Annotated in this window: 22 protein-coding genes, 5 tRNA genes, 1 other RNA gene and 1 pseudogene; 13 read left to right on the top strand and 16 right to left on the bottom strand. The window is 34.8% G+C overall.

Annotation, left to right across the window (positions count from 1 at the left end; translation table 11 throughout):
- The coding region (locus BM227_RS10405; RefSeq protein WP_143089669.1) for a transposase family protein at window positions 1-282 on the bottom strand (282 nt) is incomplete at its 3' end.
- A gap of 183 nt (window positions 283-465) precedes the next feature.
- Between BM227_RS10405 and BM227_RS10400 the strand changes: the two genes are divergently transcribed.
- Window positions 466-1221, top strand: coding sequence for a sensor histidine kinase (locus BM227_RS10400; protein ID WP_177202041.1), 756 nt, complete (start codon window positions 466-468; stop codon window positions 1219-1221).
- A gap of 11 nt (window positions 1222-1232) precedes the next feature.
- Window positions 1233-1787 (top strand): ribonuclease HII, encoded by a 555-nt coding sequence (locus BM227_RS10395; protein ID WP_092913672.1) that lies wholly within the window; start codon window positions 1233-1235, stop codon window positions 1785-1787.
- Here BM227_RS10395 and BM227_RS10390 read toward each other — a convergent pair.
- Genes BM227_RS10390 through purT form a run of 3 tightly spaced genes read right to left on the bottom strand, consistent with a single transcriptional unit; the run spans window position 1784 to window position 3833 of the window.
- Window positions 1784-2140, bottom strand: a complete 357-nt coding sequence (locus tag BM227_RS10390; RefSeq protein ID WP_143089735.1) for a hypothetical protein — start codon at window positions 2138-2140, stop codon at window positions 1784-1786. The genes BM227_RS10395 and BM227_RS10390 overlap by 4 nt on opposite strands.
- An 8-nt stretch (window positions 2141-2148) precedes the next feature.
- The gene (locus BM227_RS10385) at window positions 2149-2577 is read right to left on the bottom strand and encodes a secondary thiamine-phosphate synthase enzyme YjbQ (RefSeq protein ID WP_092913668.1); all 429 of its coding nucleotides are present in this window, start codon (window positions 2575-2577) and stop codon (window positions 2149-2151) included.
- 2 nt (window positions 2578-2579) lie between these two features.
- The gene (purT, locus tag BM227_RS10380) at window positions 2580-3833 is read right to left on the bottom strand and encodes a formate-dependent phosphoribosylglycinamide formyltransferase (protein ID WP_092913666.1); all 1254 of its coding nucleotides are present in this window, start codon (window positions 3831-3833) and stop codon (window positions 2580-2582) included.
- A 57-nt stretch (window positions 3834-3890) separates the two neighbouring features.
- On the opposite strand from purT, the gene BM227_RS10375 reads away from it, so the two are divergent.
- Window positions 3891-4103: a YgaP family membrane protein gene (locus tag BM227_RS10375; protein ID WP_092913664.1), complete on the top strand. Its 213-nt coding sequence runs from the start codon at window positions 3891-3893 to the stop codon at window positions 4101-4103.
- 1 nt (window position 4104) lies between these two features.
- Here the strand turns inward: BM227_RS10375 and BM227_RS10370 are convergent, their stop codons facing one another.
- Window positions 4105-5337: an RNA-guided endonuclease TnpB family protein gene (locus tag BM227_RS10370; protein WP_092913662.1), complete on the bottom strand. Its 1233-nt coding sequence runs from the start codon at window positions 5335-5337 to the stop codon at window positions 4105-4107.
- A gap of 63 nt (window positions 5338-5400) precedes the next feature.
- Between BM227_RS10370 and tnpA the strand changes: the two are divergent.
- Window positions 5401-5828, top strand: a pseudogene (tnpA, locus tag BM227_RS10365) (IS200/IS605 family transposase).
- 101 nt (window positions 5829-5929) lie between these two features.
- Here tnpA and rpsU read toward each other — a convergent pair.
- The gene (gene rpsU, locus BM227_RS10360) at window positions 5930-6142 is read right to left on the bottom strand and encodes a 30S ribosomal protein S21 (RefSeq protein ID WP_092913660.1); all 213 of its coding nucleotides are present in this window, start codon (window positions 6140-6142) and stop codon (window positions 5930-5932) included.
- A gap of 93 nt (window positions 6143-6235) precedes the next feature.
- On the opposite strand from rpsU, the gene BM227_RS10355 reads away from it, so the two are divergent.
- Window positions 6236-7639 (top strand): NAD(P)H-hydrate dehydratase, encoded by a 1404-nt coding sequence (locus BM227_RS10355; protein ID WP_092913658.1) that lies wholly within the window; start codon window positions 6236-6238, stop codon window positions 7637-7639.
- Window positions 7624-8199: a phosphoribosylglycinamide formyltransferase gene (gene purN / locus BM227_RS10350; protein ID WP_092913656.1), complete on the top strand. Its 576-nt coding sequence runs from the start codon at window positions 7624-7626 to the stop codon at window positions 8197-8199. Before BM227_RS10355 ends, purN begins: the two co-directional genes overlap by 16 nt.
- Before the next feature lie 37 nt (window positions 8200-8236).
- Here purN and BM227_RS10345 read toward each other — a convergent pair whose 3' ends face one another.
- On the bottom strand, window positions 8237-10189 hold the full coding sequence (locus BM227_RS10345) for a methyl-accepting chemotaxis protein (protein WP_092913655.1): 1953 nt from the start codon (window positions 10187-10189) through the stop codon (window positions 8237-8239).
- 76 nt (window positions 10190-10265) lie between these two features.
- Between BM227_RS10345 and BM227_RS10340 the strand changes: the two genes are divergently transcribed.
- A complete protein-coding gene (locus tag BM227_RS10340; protein WP_092913653.1) occupies window positions 10266-11498 on the top strand; it encodes an aldo/keto reductase in 1233 nt (410 codons plus the stop codon).
- Here BM227_RS10340 and BM227_RS10335 read toward each other — a convergent pair.
- Window positions 11485-12924 carry a DNA recombination protein RmuC gene (locus BM227_RS10335; protein WP_092913651.1) on the bottom strand — a complete coding sequence of 480 codons (1440 nt, stop codon included), beginning with the start codon at window positions 12922-12924 and terminating at the stop codon, window positions 11485-11487. The genes BM227_RS10340 and BM227_RS10335 overlap by 14 nt on opposite strands.
- 111 nt (window positions 12925-13035) lie before the next feature.
- On the opposite strand from BM227_RS10335, the gene BM227_RS10330 reads away from it, so the two are divergent.
- The 4 genes from BM227_RS10330 (at window position 13036) to BM227_RS10315 (ending at window position 15930) form a co-directional block, all read left to right on the top strand.
- Window positions 13036-13308, top strand: a complete 273-nt coding sequence (locus BM227_RS10330) for a hypothetical protein (RefSeq protein WP_092913649.1) — start codon at window positions 13036-13038, stop codon at window positions 13306-13308.
- Between the two features lie 12 nt (window positions 13309-13320).
- Window positions 13321-14445 carry a S1C family serine protease gene (locus BM227_RS10325; protein ID WP_092913648.1) on the top strand — a complete coding sequence of 375 codons (1125 nt, stop codon included), beginning with the start codon at window positions 13321-13323 and terminating at the stop codon, window positions 14443-14445.
- Window positions 14446-14447: 2 nt separating this feature from the next.
- The gene (locus BM227_RS10320; protein WP_092913646.1) at window positions 14448-14999 is read left to right on the top strand and encodes a YqiA/YcfP family alpha/beta fold hydrolase; all 552 of its coding nucleotides are present in this window, start codon (window positions 14448-14450) and stop codon (window positions 14997-14999) included.
- Window positions 15000-15129: 130 nt separating this feature from the next.
- Complete coding sequence (locus tag BM227_RS10315; RefSeq protein ID WP_092913644.1) at window positions 15130-15930, top strand: DNA/RNA non-specific endonuclease; 801 nt, start codon at window positions 15130-15132, stop codon at window positions 15928-15930.
- Between the two features lie 39 nt (window positions 15931-15969).
- Here BM227_RS10315 and BM227_RS10310 read toward each other — a convergent pair.
- From BM227_RS10310 to BM227_RS10290, 5 genes are all read right to left on the bottom strand, one after another.
- Window positions 15970-16054, bottom strand: a tRNA-Leu gene (locus tag BM227_RS10310).
- A 17-nt stretch (window positions 16055-16071) separates the two neighbouring features.
- Window positions 16072-16148 (bottom strand) — tRNA-Arg (locus tag BM227_RS10305).
- Between the two features lie 9 nt (window positions 16149-16157).
- Window positions 16158-16234 (bottom strand) — tRNA-Arg (locus BM227_RS10300).
- Between the two features lie 52 nt (window positions 16235-16286).
- Window positions 16287-16363: transfer RNA gene (locus tag BM227_RS10295), tRNA-His, on the bottom strand.
- Window positions 16364-16398: 35 nt separating this feature from the next.
- A tRNA-Pro gene (locus BM227_RS10290) sits at window positions 16399-16476 on the bottom strand.
- 161 nt (window positions 16477-16637) lie between these two features.
- Between BM227_RS10290 and BM227_RS10285 the strand changes: the two genes are divergently transcribed.
- Window positions 16638-17984, top strand: coding sequence for a sodium-dependent transporter (locus tag BM227_RS10285; protein ID WP_092913642.1), 1347 nt, complete (start codon window positions 16638-16640; stop codon window positions 17982-17984).
- 38 nt (window positions 17985-18022) lie between these two features.
- Here the strand turns inward: BM227_RS10285 and BM227_RS10280 are convergent, their stop codons facing one another.
- A complete protein-coding gene (locus BM227_RS10280) occupies window positions 18023-18802 on the bottom strand; it encodes a thiazole synthase (protein WP_092913640.1) in 780 nt (259 codons plus the stop codon).
- Between the two features lie 210 nt (window positions 18803-19012).
- Window positions 19013-19459 (bottom strand): Hsp20/alpha crystallin family protein, encoded by a 447-nt coding sequence (locus tag BM227_RS10275; protein ID WP_092913638.1) that lies wholly within the window; start codon window positions 19457-19459, stop codon window positions 19013-19015.
- A gap of 165 nt (window positions 19460-19624) precedes the next feature.
- Here BM227_RS10275 and BM227_RS10270 point away from each other — a divergent pair, with 165 nt between their 5' ends.
- The gene (locus BM227_RS10270) at window positions 19625-20323 is read left to right on the top strand and encodes an SDR family NAD(P)-dependent oxidoreductase (RefSeq protein WP_092913636.1); all 699 of its coding nucleotides are present in this window, start codon (window positions 19625-19627) and stop codon (window positions 20321-20323) included.
- Window positions 20324-20330: 7 nt separating this feature from the next.
- Here BM227_RS10270 and ffs read toward each other — a convergent pair.
- Window positions 20331-20428, bottom strand: an RNA gene (gene ffs / locus BM227_RS10265) — signal recognition particle sRNA small type.
- Window positions 20429-20668 lie beyond the last annotated feature (240 nt).

The following is a 20668-nucleotide window of genomic DNA, read 5'->3' as shown; positions in this document are numbered from 1 at the left end:
TCTAAAAGCTGTCTCTAATTCATCTTTATCTACTATCTCAAAAAAATCATATAATCTTGATCTCCCAGGTATTCGTATAAACTCTACTCCTAGTAATTTTTTTATCTCCTTCCTTTTAGCGTTTGCTTTCATCCATTTATATACCTCTATTGGATTCTTTGCTCCCATTAATATAGCTATTATCGATAAAAACATTATTACCGGCAAACTATACTGTCTCCCCTGTGGTCTTGCCTGTTCTGATATATGCTCTTTTAAAATTTTCAATAATTCTGGCTCCATTTTTTCTCCCGATATAAATATACTTTTTTGGCTTTATAGCAAAAAGTATTCCTTAGTATCGGAATGGGCTAGTTAAAATGGGGGTATATTAAAGATCAAAAGATTTTTTTTAATAAGCAAACAATGATCTATATTTCTATTGTATTTGGAATCACTATACCATTTTTAATATATCTTCAAATTATGAATAAAAAATTAAAAAGAGAGATAGAAGAGAAACAAAAAGCTTTAAAAAGAGTAGAAAAACTTAGAGATTCTAAGTTAAATGAAATGAGCCAAATAATAAGTATGATTGCACATCAATGGAGACAACCATTAAATAATCTTTATCTATTAATTCAAACTCATATATATAACTATAAAAAAGGGAAAATAGATAAACAAGCTATACAATATTTTAAAGAAAATTCGAAGAAACAGATAAATTTAATGTCAAAAACAATTAATGATTTTATGGAGTTTTTTAAAGCTCAGGAAAATAAAAACTATTTTGATTTAAAAAAAACAATTGAAGAACTTTTAAGTATAATAGAACCATTATTTAAAAAAAATAATATTAAAATATCTTTTTATTATGAAGATAACAATAATTATACTTTAAACAATTATAAAAATATGTTTACGCAGATAATAATTAATATATTAAATAATGCTAAAGATGCTCTTCTTGAGAGAAATATAGACAATAAACAAATCTATATTGAGCTTCAAAATAATGATATTGAGCTAATTATTTTAATAAAAGATAATGCCGGAGGGATCCCTGAAGATATAATAGATAAAGTTTTTGACCCTTACTTCTCTACTAAAAATGAAAAAAACGGAACTGGGCTAGGCTTATATATCTCTAAAATTATTCTGGAAGAAAGGATGAATGGAAAAATTGATGTTAAAAATGATAGAAATGGTGCTATATTTAAAATTATATTTCCAAAATAATAAATTTTCATATGAAACAGTTATGTGGAATAGATGAAGCAGGGCGTGGACCTGTTGCAGGTCCTTTGGTTATGGCTGGAGTTATTCTGAAAGACTCTATTGATGAACTTAATGACTCAAAAAAACTGACTGAGAAAAAGCGCGAAAAGCTGTATGATCTTATAATTGAAAATAGCATCTATCATATTGTATCTTTTGAAGCAGAAACTATAGACAATCTTGGCATCAGTGCTTGTTTGATCTCAGGTTTAAAAGAGATTATGCAAACAATTCCTGATGCAGAGTATATTTTTGACGGGAATACTACATTTGGTATTTCAGGCTTACGTTGTCAAGTTAAAGCTGATGTTGATGTTCCTGAAGTGAGTGCAGCAAGCATACTTGCAAAAGTAACACGTGATCGATATATGGTAGAGTTATCTAAAAAATACCCTCAGTATGGTTTTGAAAAACATAAAGGTTACGGGACAAAAGCACACATTGATGCAATTGCAAAAAATGGTCTTTCGCCTGTTCATAGAAAGAGTTTTAAAATTAAATCTCTTGAACAGCCAACTCTTTTTTAATCCTCTTCAAACATAGAGTCATCTGTTGAATTAATTATAAAAGCAGTTTCAACAGACTCATTTGTATCAAGGTCTATTACTTTAACATGCCATTTGCCTTTTGCTCTTCCCGGCAAAAAACGGTAATCATAAACAGAGCCATAACGTGGAGGAATATTAAAATGACGAATACGATCATCTTTTGGAGATTGCGGTGATATCCAATGAAACTCTACAGATTTACCATTTTGATTGTCTGATCTATCAAGATGATAAGTACAATAAATCCGTTCATTCTCAATTTTGCACTGAACAGTTGCAGCTGATACAGAAGCAGTAAACAACACTGCTATTAACACTATTAATTTTCTCATAACTAAAATTATACCATGTTGCCCTGCAACGTAGCTACTACTCTTCTATTCCCTGCATGATCCCTTGCTTCTATTAAGTAAATTCCTTGCCAAGTACCAAGAGCTAACGTCCCATCTGTTATAGGAATAGTCAATTGACACCCAAAAAGCATAGATTTTATATGAGCGGGCATGTCATCATACCCTTCTAAAATATGTCTAAATTTTGGGTAACCGTCAGGTACCAAATCATCAATAAAAGTCTCTGTATCGGTGCGTACATCCGGATCAGCATTTTCATTGATAGTAAGAGCTGCACTGGTATGCTGTAAAAAAAGATGTAAAAAAGCAGTTTTAAACTCTCTTATTTCAGGCAGTTGTGTTACTATCTCTTGCGTTACCAAATGTACGCCACGCTCTTTGGGTTTGAGTATAATATTTTTTTGAACCAGTTTCATTTCTATCCGAAAATAAACTTAATCACTCTCTTTATTACACAACTCTCTTCATTCTCACTGCACTTCTCTTCTACAACTTTTGTCACTTTAGCAGAATCATCAAAAAAACCTATTCTCTCTTTTGCTTTTTTAAGTGCTTCACTTTCACTTGCAGCCATTGTCAGTAAAACAGCCATACGCCGCCCTTCATGACTCTCTGGTTTTCCAAAAACCCTTACAAATGAGTCTGTAGCAAAAGCTTTTTCGTCAACATGAATAATTGGCGTTACACTATCATTTTTTGCTTTATAAGCAGCACTTGCACCAGGTGTGAAGAATGCAAAATCCAAAGGTAGCCCAAGTACAGCACGAAGATGGAGTGCAAACTCACTTTGACTTTGAGTAATGAGTGTTACCATCCCAGTATCGTGAGGTCTTGGACTTACTTCACTAAAATATACCTCATCTCCTTTAACAAATAATTCAACACCAAATATTCCTCTTCCTCCTAGTCCATCAGTAACTTTCTTGGCAATCTCTTGCGCTTTTGCTTTCGCTTCAGAACTCATATATGCAGGTTGCCAACTAAAAATGTAATCACCATCTTTTTGCTCATGTCCAATTGGTTCACAAAATACAGTTCCATGTTCATTTCGTGCTGTCAAAAGAGTAATTTCATAATCAAACCGTACAAACTCTTCGACAATCAATTCACTTGCATCACCGCGCGCCTCTTTTGCAATTTCCCAAGACTCTTTTAAATCTTCTGGAGTTTTTGCTACACTTTGTCCATGTCCTGAAGAACTCATAACAGGCTTAATTACACAAGGAAAACCTACCTCTTCAGCTGCTTTTTCAAGCTCTTCAAAGCTTGCAACAAACCGGTAAGCACTTGTCTTTAAACCTAACTCTTCAGCAGCAAATTTTCTAATATTTTTACGATTCATCGTTTTATTTACTGCTTCAGCATTTGGTATGACGTGAAAGCCCTCTTTTTCAGCATCAAAGAGTGCTTCTATGCTTATAGCCTCAATCTCTGGCAAAATGTAGTCAGGTTTTACACGTCGAATAAGGTCTAAAACCTCATCTTTGTTTTGCATATTTATAACATGTGCTTCATGTGCTACCTGATGAGCAGGTGCATTAGGATAGCGATCAACTGCTATAACTTCAATACCCAATCTTTGAGCTTCAATAGCAACCTCTTTACCAAGCTCACCACTTCCAAGCAACATAATCTTTATAGAGTCAGATTTTAAAGGAGCTGTAAAATGCATGGTCATCCTTAACATTTTTTTGGTAATATATCCAAAATTCAATTAAAGGAAATAAAGATGGAATGCAAAATGGGTGATCAAGATCGTTTAAGTAGAGTTGTAGCAGGTATTATTTTGATTGTATTTGCTATGATTACTGGAAATTTTGTTGGATGGTTGGGGATTATTCCATTAGTTACAGGCATTGTAGGCTGGTGTCCACTCTATGGACCACTTGGCATAAATACTTGTGCTTCAGAGCATGATTCTCATGGAGATGCTCACCAGTGAACTACCCAATCGCTAAAGACGATTGGGCTTCCTGCTTCATAGAACCATAACTAGCTACAACTCCATAGGAAGTTGTAACCCCGCCAGAGGGAACTCCACAGGCTTGTATTACGACCGTTCCAGCCGTATTTCTGTTATCTATTTGACCTAATCCATAGTTTCTTATATTTATAGAGGCGTTTATATCTCTTTGATGAGTAATCCCGCACTCTTTACAAGTCCATTTTCTTATATTCAGTGGTTTTTTACCACTGTTTGCACCACAGTTTGAGCATATTTGAGAGGATGGAAACCATTTATCGATTTTTAGTAGTGTTTTACCTCTCCATTTTGTTTTATACTCAAGTTGTCTTATAAATTCACTCCAAGCTACATCTGCTATCGATTTAGACAGATGTCTATTTCTAATCATCCCTTTTACATTTAGAGTCTCTACACAGATAATATCGTACTGATTGGTTATCTCATCCGATATTTTGTGTAGATAGTCTCTTCTTTGATTAGAGACTTTAGTATGGAGTTTTTGGACTCTTAATTTAGCTTTTTGGCTATTTTTAGAGCCTTTTTGTTTTTTAGAAAACCTTCTTTGTAATCTTTTTAATCTCTTTTGAGATTTGATAAAGTGTTTTTGGTTAGGATATAGAACTCCATCACTTGTAATGATGAAATTTTCTATACCCATATCTAAACCTACTGCATTTTTAGCTTTAATAGGTTTAGGAATAGGTATATTATCATCTACCAAAATACTAACAAAGTATTGATTGTTATGTCGTGAGATAGTTGCTTGTTTCAATGTTGCATTTTTAGGTATCTCTCTATGATATTTTAGTTTGATTCCATCTTTAGTAAATTTAGGAAGATAAACTCTATTATTTGCTATTTTGATATTTTGTGGAGCAGTAAAGCTTTGAAAGAAATGTTTTTTAGATTTATATTTTGGATAATCGCTTTTCTTTTTGAAAAATCTTGTAAAAGCGTTATCTAATGAACGAAGAGCCATTTGAAGTGATTGACTTCCAACTTCATTTAGCCATTTATATTCATCAAGTTTTTTTAGTTTAGTAAGTTCTGCTTGAGTTACACTGTAACCTACTTTTTTACCTTTAGCATACTCTTTTTGACGAAAGTCTAAAAAGTAGTTATATACAAATCTTGCACATCCAAAATGTTTCTCAATCAACTCTATTTGAGATTTAGTTGGATAGATACAGTATTTGTATGCTTTAAGCATTAATAACCTTCTTAATAAACTATTTATAGAGTTATATCATAAAAATATAAATAAGGCAAAAATATGAAGAAAAATCATAGAAAATTGTATGGATATATAACCACTAATAGAGCAAAGATAATCTGAAAATACACTTGATATTAGTATGCAAATATAGAAAGAAATTGCTTATCGGTGATATTGATAAAAATATCAAGAATATCATTAGGGAAATAGAAGCTAATAGTGATTTTTCAATAATAGAGATGGAAACGGACATTGATCATATTCATCTGATGATCCAATATATCCCAAGACTATCTATATCATCAATAGTTAATCGTATAAAATCTATAACTACCAAGAAAATATGGAAACTTCATAAAGAGTATCTAAAAAAGCATTTTTGGAAAGAGAAAACATTTTCTCACAGAGAGTGCAAGCACAAGGTTTGCAGTATTGGAGAAGCAAGTCCTGAAACTATACAGAATTATATAAGAAATCAAGGCTAAAGCCTTGATAAGCATTCATCCCAACGGCTAAAGACCATTGGGATTTCTGCTTATAAAGTGATTAAAGATTAAAAGCCCCTTTCGGGGCTTTTTCAAACTGCTTAGAGACGAGATTCGTATCTGCGCAGCATGAAAAGACGTTTGAGCAACTTCTTGCGAGCAGCAATTTTTTGCTTTTTGCGCTTTTCAGTCATAGGCTCATAAAAACGTCTTGCACGAGCTTCAGTAACGATCAAGTTACGATCGACTTGCTTCTTGAATCGGCGATACGCTTCATCAAAAGACTCGTTTTCGCGTACGAGGATGCCAGGCATTCTGACATCACCCCCTTCCAGTTTAAATTTTTGGATTCGAATTATAGCATAATTTTGTTATCATAATAATAAAACTATACAAAAGGCTTTCTAATGCAAAAAGTTTTTGATGATTGCTATGCAATGGACAGACGCTGTTATGAAGAGTTTGGGCTTACAGAAGATATTCTTATGGAGCATGCAGCTGATGGTATGGCTCAATATATTAGAGCATTAGATGGCAATAAAAAAGAAGTCCTTATAGTAGCAGGACCTGGTAATAATGGAGCCGATGGAATTACTCTTGCAAGACTGCTTCATAGTGACTTTGAAGTCTCTTTATATATGCCATATGGAGCCAAATCTGATATGGCAAAACTTCAACTTCAAAGACTTCTTAAACTGGGTGTAAAACCTGTAGAAAACACCCCTTTACAAACAGATATCATTGTCGATGCACTCTTTGGAGCAGGTTTTTCAAAGCCTCTTAATGAAAAAGGAGTTGAACTCATAAAGACTCTAAATGTGATGAAAGCAAAAAAGATTGCCTGTGATATTCCAACAGGGATAGACCCAAACGGAAATCCAAATCCTGTTGCATTCAAAGCAGATATTACCATAACAATGGGTAGCTTGAAAAAAGCACTTTTTGCAGACCACTCTAAGCCATATATAGGAGAGATTGAAGTTGTAGATCTTGGTGTAAGCAGAAAGATTTATGAAATTGACACATCTACATATCTTTTAGAAGCTGATGACTTCAACCCACCTTTAAGAGACAATCCTGCATCACATAAAGGTCATTATGGACATCTTGCAATTATCTGTGGTGAAAAGAGTGGAGCAGCAACACTTAGTGGACTTGCAGCCCTTAGATTTGGAGCAGGACTAGTTACACTTGTTGGAAACAGCATACAAAACATTCCATATTCACTAATGCAAAGTAAAAACTTACCAACCGGTACAAATGCAGTAGCAATAGGTATGGGAATGGGTTACGATCTAAACTCAGATATTGCAGATTCAATAGTAAAGAATGATCTTGCAGTTTTAATGGATGCAGACATATGCTATATACCTAGTGTTAAAACATTGCTCGATAGATGCAGTAAAACAGTTATTACACCACATCCAAAAGAGTTTGCAGCTCTGCTTAAAACAGTTGGTATTGCTGATGTAAGCGTAGAAGATATTCAGAGAGACCGCTTTGGCTGGGCAAAACGATTTTGTGAAAACTTTCCAAAAACTGTACTGCTTTTAAAAGGTGCAAATACAATCATTGCATATAATGACAAAATATATATTAATCCACTAGGCTCTCAAGTTCTTTCACAAGCTGGCAGTGGAGATGTCTTGAGTGGACTTATCGCTTCACTTATGGCACAAGGATATTCACCATTGGATGCAGCGATTAATGGTTCACTTGCACATACTATGTGTGCAAGAAACTATAAAGGAGCAAATTTCAGTGCAATAGCAGAAGATTTAATTGAGGAGTTACGTTGGTTAATAAAGTAAAAATAGTTGTTCTGTTTAGTGGAAATGGCAGTAATCTGGAAAATCTTATTAAACATTTTCATTGTAAGAGATTTGGAGATAAAGAGACACAAATCATTCCCATAACAAATAGACCGAATGCAAAAGGAATTGAACGGGCAAAAAAGTATGGCATCAACACTACTATAATAGACCATAAAGAGTTTGAAAGCAGAGAATCTTTTGATGCAGAGTTGGTAAAAGTCATAAAATCAATTGAGCCATCTTTGGTAGTAGCAGCAGGTTTTATGCGTATTTTGACACCTGTTTTTACTGAACAGATAAGAGCTATCAATTTGCACCCCTCTTTATTGCCTCTATTTAAAGGAGCAAATGCCATTGAAGAGAGCTTTAATAGTCAAATGAGAGTAGGAGGCGTTACTGTTCACTGGATCACACCTGAACTAGACGGGGGAGAGATTGTTGAACAAGGCTGTGTTAAAAAGATAAGAGGAGAAACTCTTGAAGAGTTTAGACAAAGAATTCACGATTTAGAATATACAATTTTGCCTGCAAGCATCAAATATATTTTAAATCTATAAAGATCTATAGTGTTAACACTCAATTACATGCTGAGTGTTAACCTATCTTCTTAGCTCCACAGAAACAAACACCACCTAGTTTAGGCTCACTCTTATAGACTATTTGGAAACTAATATCTTTTATACCATTGACATCTTTCTCTAACTTAATCTTACCTCTTGTTCCATGAAGATCTAAGTTTTTGCAAGGACTGTCTTTTTCTATACTATAAAAAGATATACCTTTTTCAGAAATATCAAAAATATAACCAGGCATACTTGTTCCATTTTCAAGAACTATCTCGGTATAGATTGGAGGAGAAACTATTGTTCTTGGAACATTTCTCTTATTTTTAACAGTTTCAAAACCATCACTTAATACTTTCAATTCTGCACTCTCTTCAGCAATTAGTGTCATTACTGATTCAATATTTTTACTAGAATTTAATATATCACTATTCCTTTTTGTAACTGTATCAAGTTTTTCCAAAATCTCATGAAATGCTCGTTTTTCCTCTTCAAACTCATTACCAAAATGGTGCATAGTCTCTATAGTTATTTTTTGTGTATTCTCTATTTGTGTAAAATAGGCATCAATCTTTTTAGCACTTTCTCGCAAGCAACCAAAAATCTCTTGAGTAGATTTTGCACTTTTTACAACACTATCTATACTGTTTACCATAGACTGTATAATTTGACGGGTATTCTTCGCATTCTCCATAGATATTTCAGCCAATTGACGCACTTTTTCTGCAACTACAGCAAAGCCTCGTCCATGCTCACCAGCACGTGCTGCCTCAATAGCAGCATTTAAAGCAATCAAATTTGTCTCATCTGCAATATCTGAAATTGCATCTATAGTTTTTGACACTTCTCCAGAAAAGTTTCGTAACTCTTCTATTACATTTACTGTTGATTCAAGTGCTGCAGAGGCTTGTTCAGTCTCACTTGCATTATAATCCATCTGCTTCTTACCATCTGCAACAAGACCTACTGTTTGATCTATCTGCAAAACAAGCTCTTCAAGTTGTTTATTCAGTGATTCATTCATCTTATCAATATTTTGCAGACTGTCAGCAACTACCTCTATCTCTTTAGTCTGATTACTTACAAGATCATTTGCCTGCTTAAGTGTTACTACACCATAAGAAGCTTCAAATGCAACATTTTTAGATTGGGTAACAACCTTCATAATTACAGGTCGAAGTGAATCAACCATCTGTTTTAAATGGCTAAACAACTGATCTATCTCATTCTTACTTTTTGGATCTATATTGCCATCTTTACCCAATATATCATCAATTGCCAATTTTCCACGCTCTACAAGTCCAAAAATTTCAAGTAGTTTCTCAAGACGTTTAGCTACAACTTCTTTAAACAGCAAATGTATAACCAATAAAATTACTGCTATGCTAAATAACCAGTTTAATACTGCAAATAGAATATTTTTACTTAAGGCTTCCTTGAAATCACTTAAGTCTATTCTTGTAGACTCAATTGCTATAACATCACCAGGTGTCCAGGTAGGGTGGCACAATTTACAACGCTCCTCGGCTATCATAGGGCGTGCAAGCATATAGTACTCTTTACCATTTAAAACAACCTGTCTTTCATGCTCTTTTTGATCTTTATGAGACTGAAAGTAGTCAATAACTTCAGCCTCAAAAGGAAGTGCTTTATTTGCAGGATTCATTGGATGTTTAGATGCTTCTTTAAAAAATACCTTTCCTTGACTAACTTCTGTAAACTTTTTAAAAATTTCATTTTGAATTATTTGTGGGACTTCTGTAGATTCACCAGAAAAAAACTTTTCATTGCGACTATCAAGCAAAACATCAGCAAAATTTAGTATACTTGTAGCTTCACTGTAAAGGTTGTTTTGCAAAGCTTTTTTATTTTGCTCAAACTGATACCAATAAATAGCAGTTGAGATGACTATCATTGCTCCCGCAATCAGTACTGAAAACATAACAGATAATCGCATTTTTCTTATAAATTCTGGTATATACATTAAACTTTTCTCCCAAATTTACTTTTTAATAAATCTTACCATTTTTACCATTATAATGCAAACAAAAAGAGGTTAAATGAAACATTTTAACAATATAGGATTTGGTACATACCGTATAAGTATAAAAAATAATGAGCAGGTAGAATCTCTTTCTTATGCTCTAAAAAATGGTATAACTGTTATTGATACATCAACAAATTATGCTTCAGGAGAAGCAGAGCAGGCAATTGCAAAAGCATTTCAAAACAGTGGAGTAGATAGAGAGGAAGTAACTATAGTATCAAAAGCTGGATACATTCAAGGAAATCTTCTTAAACAGGTTCAAAATGGAATAGTTGAAGTTTTTGATCTTGTTCCTTATCAAGAGGGGTGCTATCACTCTATTCATTCAGATTTTATAAAAGATCAAATAAGTGCATCTTTACAACGTATGGAAACTGAATATATTGATACCTACCTTTTACATAATCCAGAATATTTTCTTATGCATCATATAGAGAGAGAAGATCAGGTTGAAGATGCAAGAAAAGAGATGAACCGCAGGATTCTTGAAGCATTTATAGCTCTTGAAGAGGAGGTTCAAAACGGAAGAATCAGAAGTTATGGTATCAGTTCTAACTCTTTTGCTAAATCTCCTGACTCTCTTCACTTTCTACCATATACTCATCTGCTTGATTTAGCTGAAGAGGCTAAAGCTGAAACAGGCAGTTCAAAACACCATTTTAATACCATTCAGCTTCCAATCAACCTATTGGAAACAGAAGGACTTAAATGTGCGGCATGGGCAAAATCTAAAGGATTAAAAGTACTAGCAAACCGTCCACTTAATGCATTTGATAAAAAAGGAATGCATCGTTTGGCTTCATATGAAAAACCGGTTGAATATGAAAATACAAAAGATGCTCTTTTAACAGTTGCCGATAAATACTCTCTAAGTGATTTACGTAGTGTAGTTACAGACTTAGATGCCATAACAGCACGTTTTACATGGCCAGGAGCAGCAGAAGAGGCACTTCAAAGACATACCATTCCTTTTATACAAGGAGTTCTTGCACAAATTCCAGACAAAAGAGTCAAATCAGAAATTATTCCTCTTCTAAATCCATTCTTGAAAAACTGGTTTGAAATGGTTAAACATATATGTTCTCATAAAACGCTTGGTTATCTGCATGATAAAGGTTTTTCACATATTGACAATCCCATTCAGCACCATGCAATCAAATGGCTGATGAATCGCCCTGAAATTGACACCGTACTTTTGGGTATGCGAAGTGTACCTTATGTAAAAGAGGCTCTTACTCTTCTATAACAGATATATCAGCACCGGCAGCATCTGAAAGTCTCTTTGGAATTCTTTTGGATGCTCTAGCCCCTAACTCATGTAACTCTTCAATACGCCTTACAATGTTACCTCTTCCATCTGTCAACTTTTTCCAAGCACTGTCATATGTTTTTTGTACCGTATCAAGCTGTTTTCCTACTTTTTCAAGGTCTTCAGCAAACCCTACAAATTTATCATACAGTGCACCTGCTTTACGGGCTATCTCTAAAGCATTTTGATTTTGTCTTTCATGTCGCCAAGTATTCTCTACAGCTCTTAGGGCAACTAACAGTGTTGTAGGGCTTACAAGAACAATATGTTTAGCAAAAGCTTTGTCATAAAGAGTCGGATCAGTCTGCAAGGCAAGCATAAGTGCCCCTTCAATAGGCATAAACATAAATATAAAATCAAGTGTATTTACACCTTCAAGCGAACTATAGCTCTTGTCACTAAGCTTGTCAATATGGCTTTTTACAGCTTCTAAATGCAGTTTGGCAAAGTGTGCCCTCTTCTCTTCATCTTCTGCATTAACATACTGTTCATAAGCAACAAGTGAAGTTTTTGCATCTATAATGATATCTCTGTCATCTGGCAAATGAACAATAACATCAGGCCTGAAACGTTTACTGTCACCATCTTGCAGACTAACTTCACGCTCAAACTCTTCTCCTTCTCTTAAACCAGATGCCTTCAGTACTCTTTCAAGTACCATCTCACCCCAAATACCCTGCTGCTTACTTTCACCCTTTAATGCTCTTGTTAAATTGATTGCATCTTCACTTATACGGTTATTTAACTCTTTAAGTGTTTTAATCTCATTAAGAAGAGTTGCCATCTCTTTTGTCTCAAGTGTATGAACCTCTTCTACCCTCTTTTTAAAATCATTCACCTGCTGCTTTAAAGGTTTAAGCACCTCTTCTACTCTCTCTTTTGAAATATTGCTAAACCGTTCACTATTTCGCTCTATAATCTCAGAGGCAAGAAGCTTAAACTCTTTTTGCATTATCTCTTTTGCCTCTTTAAGCTCTTTGATGCTGTTTTGAGTACTTTTACGCTCTTCCTCAAGGCGTATAGTCAATTCACTTACCTCTTTTTCAAGCTCTAAATTCTTCTCTTCAAGTGATGTTGCAATCTCTTCAAAAGAACCAAGATAGTTAACTCTTTCACTCAATGTCGCATTACGCACCCTTTCATCATCTAAAAGCTGTTTAACATTTTGCAACTCTTCAAGAAAGCTGCTATTTTGTTCTGTCAATCTGTCAATCTGCGTCTCTTTCTCTAAAAGTTGCTGTATAGCTTGCTCTTTAACTTCACGATGTCTGGACTGAAAAAAAATATAACTAATAAATCCTGCAAAAGTTATGCCTGTAAAGATACCAATTATAAAATAGACCCATTCTAAAGGGATTTGCATATTATTCCTTCTTATCAAACCTAGAGTTAATGCAATTATCACATGAAAATGTTAAATTTGGAATGATAATTGCTTATTTAAATTTAATGGACTGTGATTGAGGAGGTTATAATGAGACATAGTTTAGAGAAGACCCTAACTAATCCTTGGGTATTGTGGAGCTTGTTTGGAGCTGGCTTTTTTTTACCATATCTTTTTGTTTTGTTTTTGCCAAGCATTGGTATGCTAGCATGGAGACATGTTAGATCTGAATTTTCAGATACCACAGAATTTTGGATAAAACACTCCTATGTTAACTCTTTAGATATAAAGAAAGAAGAAAAGAATGAAACAAATCATACAAAATCTCCTGTGCCAGCACTATCACCTATATCATTTCCATAAATAGGTTACAGTATGAATGGAAACTATTTTAAAAGACTCTTTGCTTTAACATTAAGTATTCTGTTTTTAATGACAGCTTGGCAAATGTTGCCATTAATTCAAGAGCTTATTATTATGCAAAATGCACAGCCAAGAGCTATTACTCCAAGAGGTGACTTGGCTGAAGATGAAAAAACAACAATTGAACTCTTTAACAAGACAAAAGACTCTGTTGTATACATATCAACTGCAAAAGCAGTTATTGATCCTTGGACACGCAATATATACAATATTCCCAAAGGAACCGGTTCAGGGTTTGTTTGGGATCATATAGGGCATATAGTAACCAACTACCACGTCGTACAAGGAGCCAGTGAAGCTAGAGTAAGATTAAGTGACGGTCGCGACTATCCAGCAGTCTTAATAGGAGCATCTCCTTCTCATGACTTAGCAGTGTTACGTATAAATGTTCCTATAAAACGACCTCAACCTGTTCCTATTGGTACTAGCCACGATCTTAAAGTTGGTCAAAAAACATTTGCTATTGGAAACCCTTTTGGATTGGACTGGACACTAACAACCGGAATTATCTCTGCACTTGATAGATCTATGACAGAAGAAAATGGTGCAGTTATACGCCATCTTATTCAGACAGATGCAGCTATCAATCCAGGCAACTCAGGTGGACCTCTGCTTGATAGTGCAGGACGACTAATAGGTGTAAATACTGCTATTTATAGTCCATCAGGAGCATATGCCGGTATAGGTTTTGCTATTCCTATAGACACTGTAAATCGCATTGTTCCTCAACTTATCGCTTATGGAAAATATCTTGAACCTTCATTAGGAATAGAGGTTGATGAACGCATTAACCAAATTGCTCAAGCTAGACTAGGATTTGATGGAGTTATGGTACTTAGGGTAATTCCAGGAACTTCTGCATATAAAGCTGGTCTTCAAGGCATAGTAATATACCCAGATGGATCATTTGAACCGGGCGATATAATTCTCTCTATCGATGGGAAAGCTGTTAAATCAGTTAGTGATATCAGAGACACTCTTGAAAACTATAAAGTTGGGGATGTAGTGAGTGTAGAAATTGCAAGAGATGGAAAAATTATAAAAAAAGAGTTGATTTTAGAAGCAGCCAGAGGTTAAAAATGATTATATATATTCACGGTTTTGCAAGTAGCGGTATGGGAGCTAAAGCACAAATCATAAGAAATCATTTCAAAAAAGAAGCTATAGCTCCGTCACTCTCATATATTCCTGACTTAGCTGTTGATACTTTAAAACAGTTAATAGAAAGGTTTGTTTCATATGAACCGGTTCACCTAATTGGTTCATCGCTTGGAGGATACTATGCCATTCATCTGGCAGAAACATATGATCTTAAAGCTGTACTTATAAACCCTTCCATAAAACCGTATGAGACACTTTCAGCTTATGTTGGAAATGTTACACATTTTCATGACCTAACGACATTTGAGTGGAGCAATCGTCATATTGAAATGTTAAAACAACTGGAAGTAAAATCAATATCTAAGCCTGAACGATTTTTGCTTATGCTTCAAACAGGTGATGAAACACTTGACTATCGTGTTGCAAAAGATAAACTTCAAGGTGCAAATATGATTATCGAAAAGGGTGGGTCTCATGCATTTGATGGATTTGAAAACCACTTGAAAGATATTGAACAATTTTTCTTCTAACTCTTTAATTTTTTTTATTTCTTTAAGTTTCTACTCCACTTAGATTATTCTTTTAGCATATTTTTTATATTCATATACTAGTTTTTTATACATCTTTTTATTGATTAAATTCACTGAAAAGGAGTAAAAATTGCTACGTAAAATAGTGATTTATGCACTATTGAGTATCAATTTAATCTATGCACGTATCCCAGCAGGTTTATACAATAACGGTCAATCTGACAATACACTTATTAAAAAACATATTCCATTTGGCATAGATATGTCAAAAGCAAAACTTCAATGTGATCAAACACTTGTAAATATTGCATATGTTTCATGTTTTAACTATAAAACCAATACACCTCTTTGGAGCAGTTATACCATAACAGCTAAAGATGTTGCAGGACACTCAAAACGATACCGTAACTTTCTTTATGACAAACGTGTACCTAAGCGACATAGAGTCAAACCATCTGACTATACCAAAAGTGGATATGATCGAGGTCATTTATGCCCAAATGCTGTAGCAGATGGACAAAATCTTAAAAAGCAGGCACAAACATTTTTAATGACAAATATTGCTCCACAACATCCAAAACTAAATAGAGAGGGATGGAACTACCTTGAAAAAGCAGTAAGAAAGTGGATTAAAAAAAGAGGTAAACTAAATGTTATAACAGGTGTATGGTTTGATGACAATCAAAAACAGATAGGCAGACGTAAACAACCAAAAATTTCAATACCTGCATACTGGTATAAAATCATATATGATCCAAATAAAAATGAATCTATCGCTTTTTGGATGCCAAATAGTCCTGTAGGAAGAAGAGAGTGGATCCGTTACAAAACAACGATAGATGAGATAGAGAAAAAAACTGGAATTGACTTTTATGCTAGATTACAACGTATTAAGCAGATAAAGATGGAAAGAACAAATGGTAAGTTCTAATACAGATTTCAATGATAAAAGTAAATTAAAAAAAGTAGGTGGTGCGGACGAGAGGACTTGAACCTCCACACCTTGCGGCACCAGATCCTAAGTCTGGCGTGTCTACCAATTCCACCACGTCCGCATAACAAAAGAAAAGAGTGGTACGCCCATCAGGATTCGAACCTGAGACCTACGGCTTAGAAGGCCGTTGCTCTATCCAGCTGAGCTATAGGCGCTCCAGTGAGTGGCGCGCCCGGGAGGAGTCGAACCCCCAGCCTACGGATCCGAAGTCCGTCGCTCTATCCAATTGAGCTACGGGCGCAACTCTTTTTTTTAAAATTTATTATCAGTTACTTTTACTTTCATTTTTTTGGTGGGGTGGATGACCGGAATCGAACCGGCGACCTCCAGAGCCACAATCTGGCGCTCTAACCAACTGAGCTACACCCACCAAATAAAACATAAAAGATTTCAAACATAAAAAAATGGTCGGGGTGAAAGGATTCGAACCTTCGACCCCCTGGTCCCAAACCAGGTGCGCTAACCAGACTGCGCTACACCCCGTACCAAAAGTGGAGTGCAATTATAGTCAAATTAGTTCAACTTGTCAAGGGTTTTCAACTTTTTTTTCATTTTTTTTTCAATTGAGCCAAAAAATTACAAATTTTTAGCTAAAATCCCTAATAACCAAAATTTAAAAACATCTGTTTCCAAAGGATTCTTAAATGAAAATAGCACAGTTTAGTCGGATCGGCTTCATTATGGCTGCAGCCGGTTCTGCCGTTGGACTTGGCAATATATGGAAATTTCCCTATATGACTGGAGAGTATGGCGGTGGCGCATTTGTACTTGTCTACCTAATAACAATTACATTTATAGGTTTTTCAGTTATGATAGCTGAAATGCTCATAGGATCTCTTGGACGCAAAGATACCGTTGGAAGTTTTGAAGAGTTGGCGCCTCCAAATAAAAAGGGATGGAAATATGCTGGCTTTATGGGATTTAACGGTTTAATTATTATGACTTTTTATTCGGTTGTTATAGGGTGGATTTTCTACTATCTTTTTGAAATATTTTCAGGACTGCCAACCTCTACTGATATGGCAAAAGAGACTTTTGACAATCTTGTAGCTAATGAAGCAGGTATTCAACTCTTTTGGCATACTGTTGCTACCATTATTGTCACTTACATTGTTTACCGTGGAATTAAAGGTGGTATTGAAAAAATCAACCTTATTTTAATGCCTGCATTGATGCTGATACTTTTTGGTATGCTTATTTATGCTTTTAATCTGGATGGCTTTTCCAAAGCATTCTCTTTTATGTTTGCTCCTGACTGGAGCAAGCTTAACTCTGAAGCAATTGTTCGAGCTGTAGGACACTCTTTCTTTACTCTTTCACTTGGTATGGGTGCTATTATGACATATGCAGCTTCTCTTCCTAAACACACAAGCATTACGCAAACTGCTTTTATTGTTACCTTTATGGACACACTCATAGCTTTGGTTGCAGGTTTGGTAATTTATACATTTCTTTTTACAGAGGGAGCACCGCCTTCACAAGGACCAGGGCTTGTGTTTATCTCTTTACCGGTAGTTCTATCTAACTTTGGTACAGTCGGTACAGTTTTAGCTCTTCTTTTTTTCCTGGCACTCAGTTTTGCAGGATTAACATCTGCCGTATCACTGGTAGAGCCGGTTGTTCAATATATAATAGATCGTTTCAATCAAAGCCGATTTAAAGCTGTTTTAATTGCAGGTAGTGCCTACTATCTTATAGGTGTTGGTGCACTGCTTAGTTATACTAAAGATTATGGAAATATTTTTTCTATTGGGGGCAAACCTCTTTTTGATCTGCTTGAATATACAACCGACTCCATTCTCCTGCCACTTGGAGGATTATTGATTGCTATATTTGTAGGTTACATTTTGCAAAAAGAGAGAGTCTACTCTGTACTAAAAAATGAAATGGGTAAAAGGTATTTTGATATATGGCTTTTTAGCATCCGCTATATTGCACCGTTGGCACTGCTTTTTATGATGCTTAATTTAATGGGGATTTTAAAAATATAAAAGAAGGCGGCATTTAAACCGCCGCTATTTAAAACTTTTTAGAATTGAATCATTCCATCAACTGGACTAGATGCCGTTGCATATGGTCTTTTTGGAATTCTACCAGCAAGATAACTTAGTCTTCCTGCAATAACAGCATGTTTCATAGCTTCAGCCATTTTAATTGGATCTTTAGCCTGAGCAATCGCAGTATTTGTTAAAACAGCATCTGCACCAAGCTCCATTGCTGCTGCTGCATCACTTGCTTGACCTATTCCTGCATCAACAATTACAGGAACATTAACTGCTTCACGAACAAATACAACATTGTAACGATTCTGTACTCCAAGTCCACTTCCAATTGGTGCTGCTAATGGCATAACAGCTGCTGCTCCTGCATCTTCCAAACGCTTAGCGATAATAGGATCATCATTGGTATAAGCCATAACAGTAAAGCCATCTTTAGCCAATACTTCACACGCTTTTATGGTTTCAATGACATCCGGATAGAGAGTTTTTTGTGTATCACCGATGACTTCTAGCTTAATCAAATCAATACCGGTAGCCTCACGTGTAAGACGAAACAGTGTAATAGCCTCTTCAGCTGTTGTACATCCGGCACTGTTTGGAAGGAATTTAACATTTGTATCTTTAAAATAATCCATCAAATTCTCTTCATCCGGATTGGTAATATTGACACGTCTAACAGCAACAGTAATCATTTCCGAACCACTTGCCAAAGTAGCATCTCTTGTAGTTTGAAAGTCAGGATACTTACCACTACCAACAATCAAACGACTTTTAAACTCATACTTACCTATTTTTAAAACATCACTCATAGGGTTTTCCTTTTTTTAAAATTTACAAACTAAAAGCTTTATTGAAAGTGTTAGGAGATTTATAACATAGGGGGACTTGAAGAAAATTGAAAAGGAAGGGGTAAAATCTGTAACCAGAGTTTATGGATGCAAATATGCATACCATAAACTCGTAAAATAGTACCAAAGTGAAGCAGTTCACTTTGGCTTAACCTATTTTACCCTCTTAAGTTATTTTACAGGGATCTCTTTTATCTCTGTCTCTTCTTTCTTAATTTTTGGTAAAGTTATATGAAGAACACCCTCTTCTGTTTTAGCATCTATATTTTCAAGATCAACATTTTCAGGAAGAGAGAATGTTCTCATAAATTTACCATAGCTTGATTCTATCTTATAGTAATCCTCTTTTTTAACCTCTTCTTTAAATTTTCGCTCTCCAGAGATAGTCAATGTACGTTTTTCAGGATCAATATTGACTTTAATATCCTCTTTTTTAACACCAGGAAGATCGATCTCTACCATATAGTTGTTTTCATCTTCTCTAGTATTTACACTTGGAACAAACGCATTGACAACCTCTTTATCATTTTCTGCAGCAGCAGGGACATTTACAGCACTTAGTAATCTCTTTTCAAGTTCTCGGATTTCAGCAAATGGATCAAATCGTGTAACCAACATGATGACCTCCTTCTAAACTTGATTTGTGAAATTATAGCAAGTTGATAGCATCATTGTCAAGTTTATTTCCTAATTTTTTGCAGAAATATAGATATATTTTTATTAGATCCTTGTTTTATTGATGTTTTGCTACAATTAAAATAAAAAATTTAGAGGATAAAAGTCTTGAAAACTATTTTTATTACAGGTACAAATTCTGGAATCGGAAAAGCGTTAACAGAGACATATCTTAAAAATAGAAATAAAGTTTATGGTATTGGAAAAAAAGAAAAACCAACTATAGAAGATGAAAATTTTCACTATATATCACTTGATTTGCATGCCATAGAAAGTATATTTTTAAAACTATCAAACTTTTTGAAAAATGTTAATTCGATAGATATTGCTATATTAAATGCAGGCATACTTGGAGAGATTAAAGAGATGCAAAAGACTTCTCTTTATGAAATTGAAACTGTAATGCAAATAAATGTCTGGGCAAATAAAGTTATTCTTGACACTTTTATAGATTTACAAATACCCGTAAAACAGATTATCGGCATCTCTTCTGGAGCAGCTGTAAATGCAAGTAAAGGATGGGGAAGCTACTCTCTTTCAAAATCAGCACTCAATATGTTACTAAAACTTTACAGCAGAGAGATGGAAAAGACACATATAACAGCATTGGCTCCCGGTGTTATAGAAACGCCAATGGTACAACATATTATTGAAGATATTGATCCTGTACGTTATCCATCTGTACAACGCTTAAAAAATGGAACAATTATGCAGCCTGATGAAGCAGCTAAACTACTTATAAAAGCTTTTGAAAAAGTTAAAAAATATGAAAGTGGAAGTTTTCTGGATATAAGAACGATGGAGTAAAAAAGACTCCCCTCCAGATCCCTGCGGCACACGGCAAGACAGGATGGGCTGCTACGTTCCCGTCCTGACCCGGTGTCCTGCCAAGCCGTTGCACAGGTCTAAAGGAGAGCATTCAAACCGTCGTAACGGGCTGAATGCTACCCTCTTTTTATGAGGTCGTAATTATAGCACAATTAGATTAAATTTATCCTTTTATTCTTGCAAAAAACAATCAATTCAAAATTCAGTCAAAAATTTTTACATAATTTTGTCAGCCAAATCCGATGAAATTTAAAACCAACCTTAAACATACTCTTGCTCAAAAAGCTGGGCTGTAAAGTAATCGTCATATTTGCAAGTCCTTTT

The sequence above is a fragment of the Hydrogenimonas thermophila genome (genome assembly GCF_900115615.1).
Classification (GTDB): domain Bacteria; phylum Campylobacterota; class Campylobacteria; order Campylobacterales; family Hydrogenimonadaceae; genus Hydrogenimonas; species Hydrogenimonas thermophila.
Note: the sequence above shows the minus strand (reverse complement) of the source record. Positions and strands in the feature narration are given on the sequence as shown.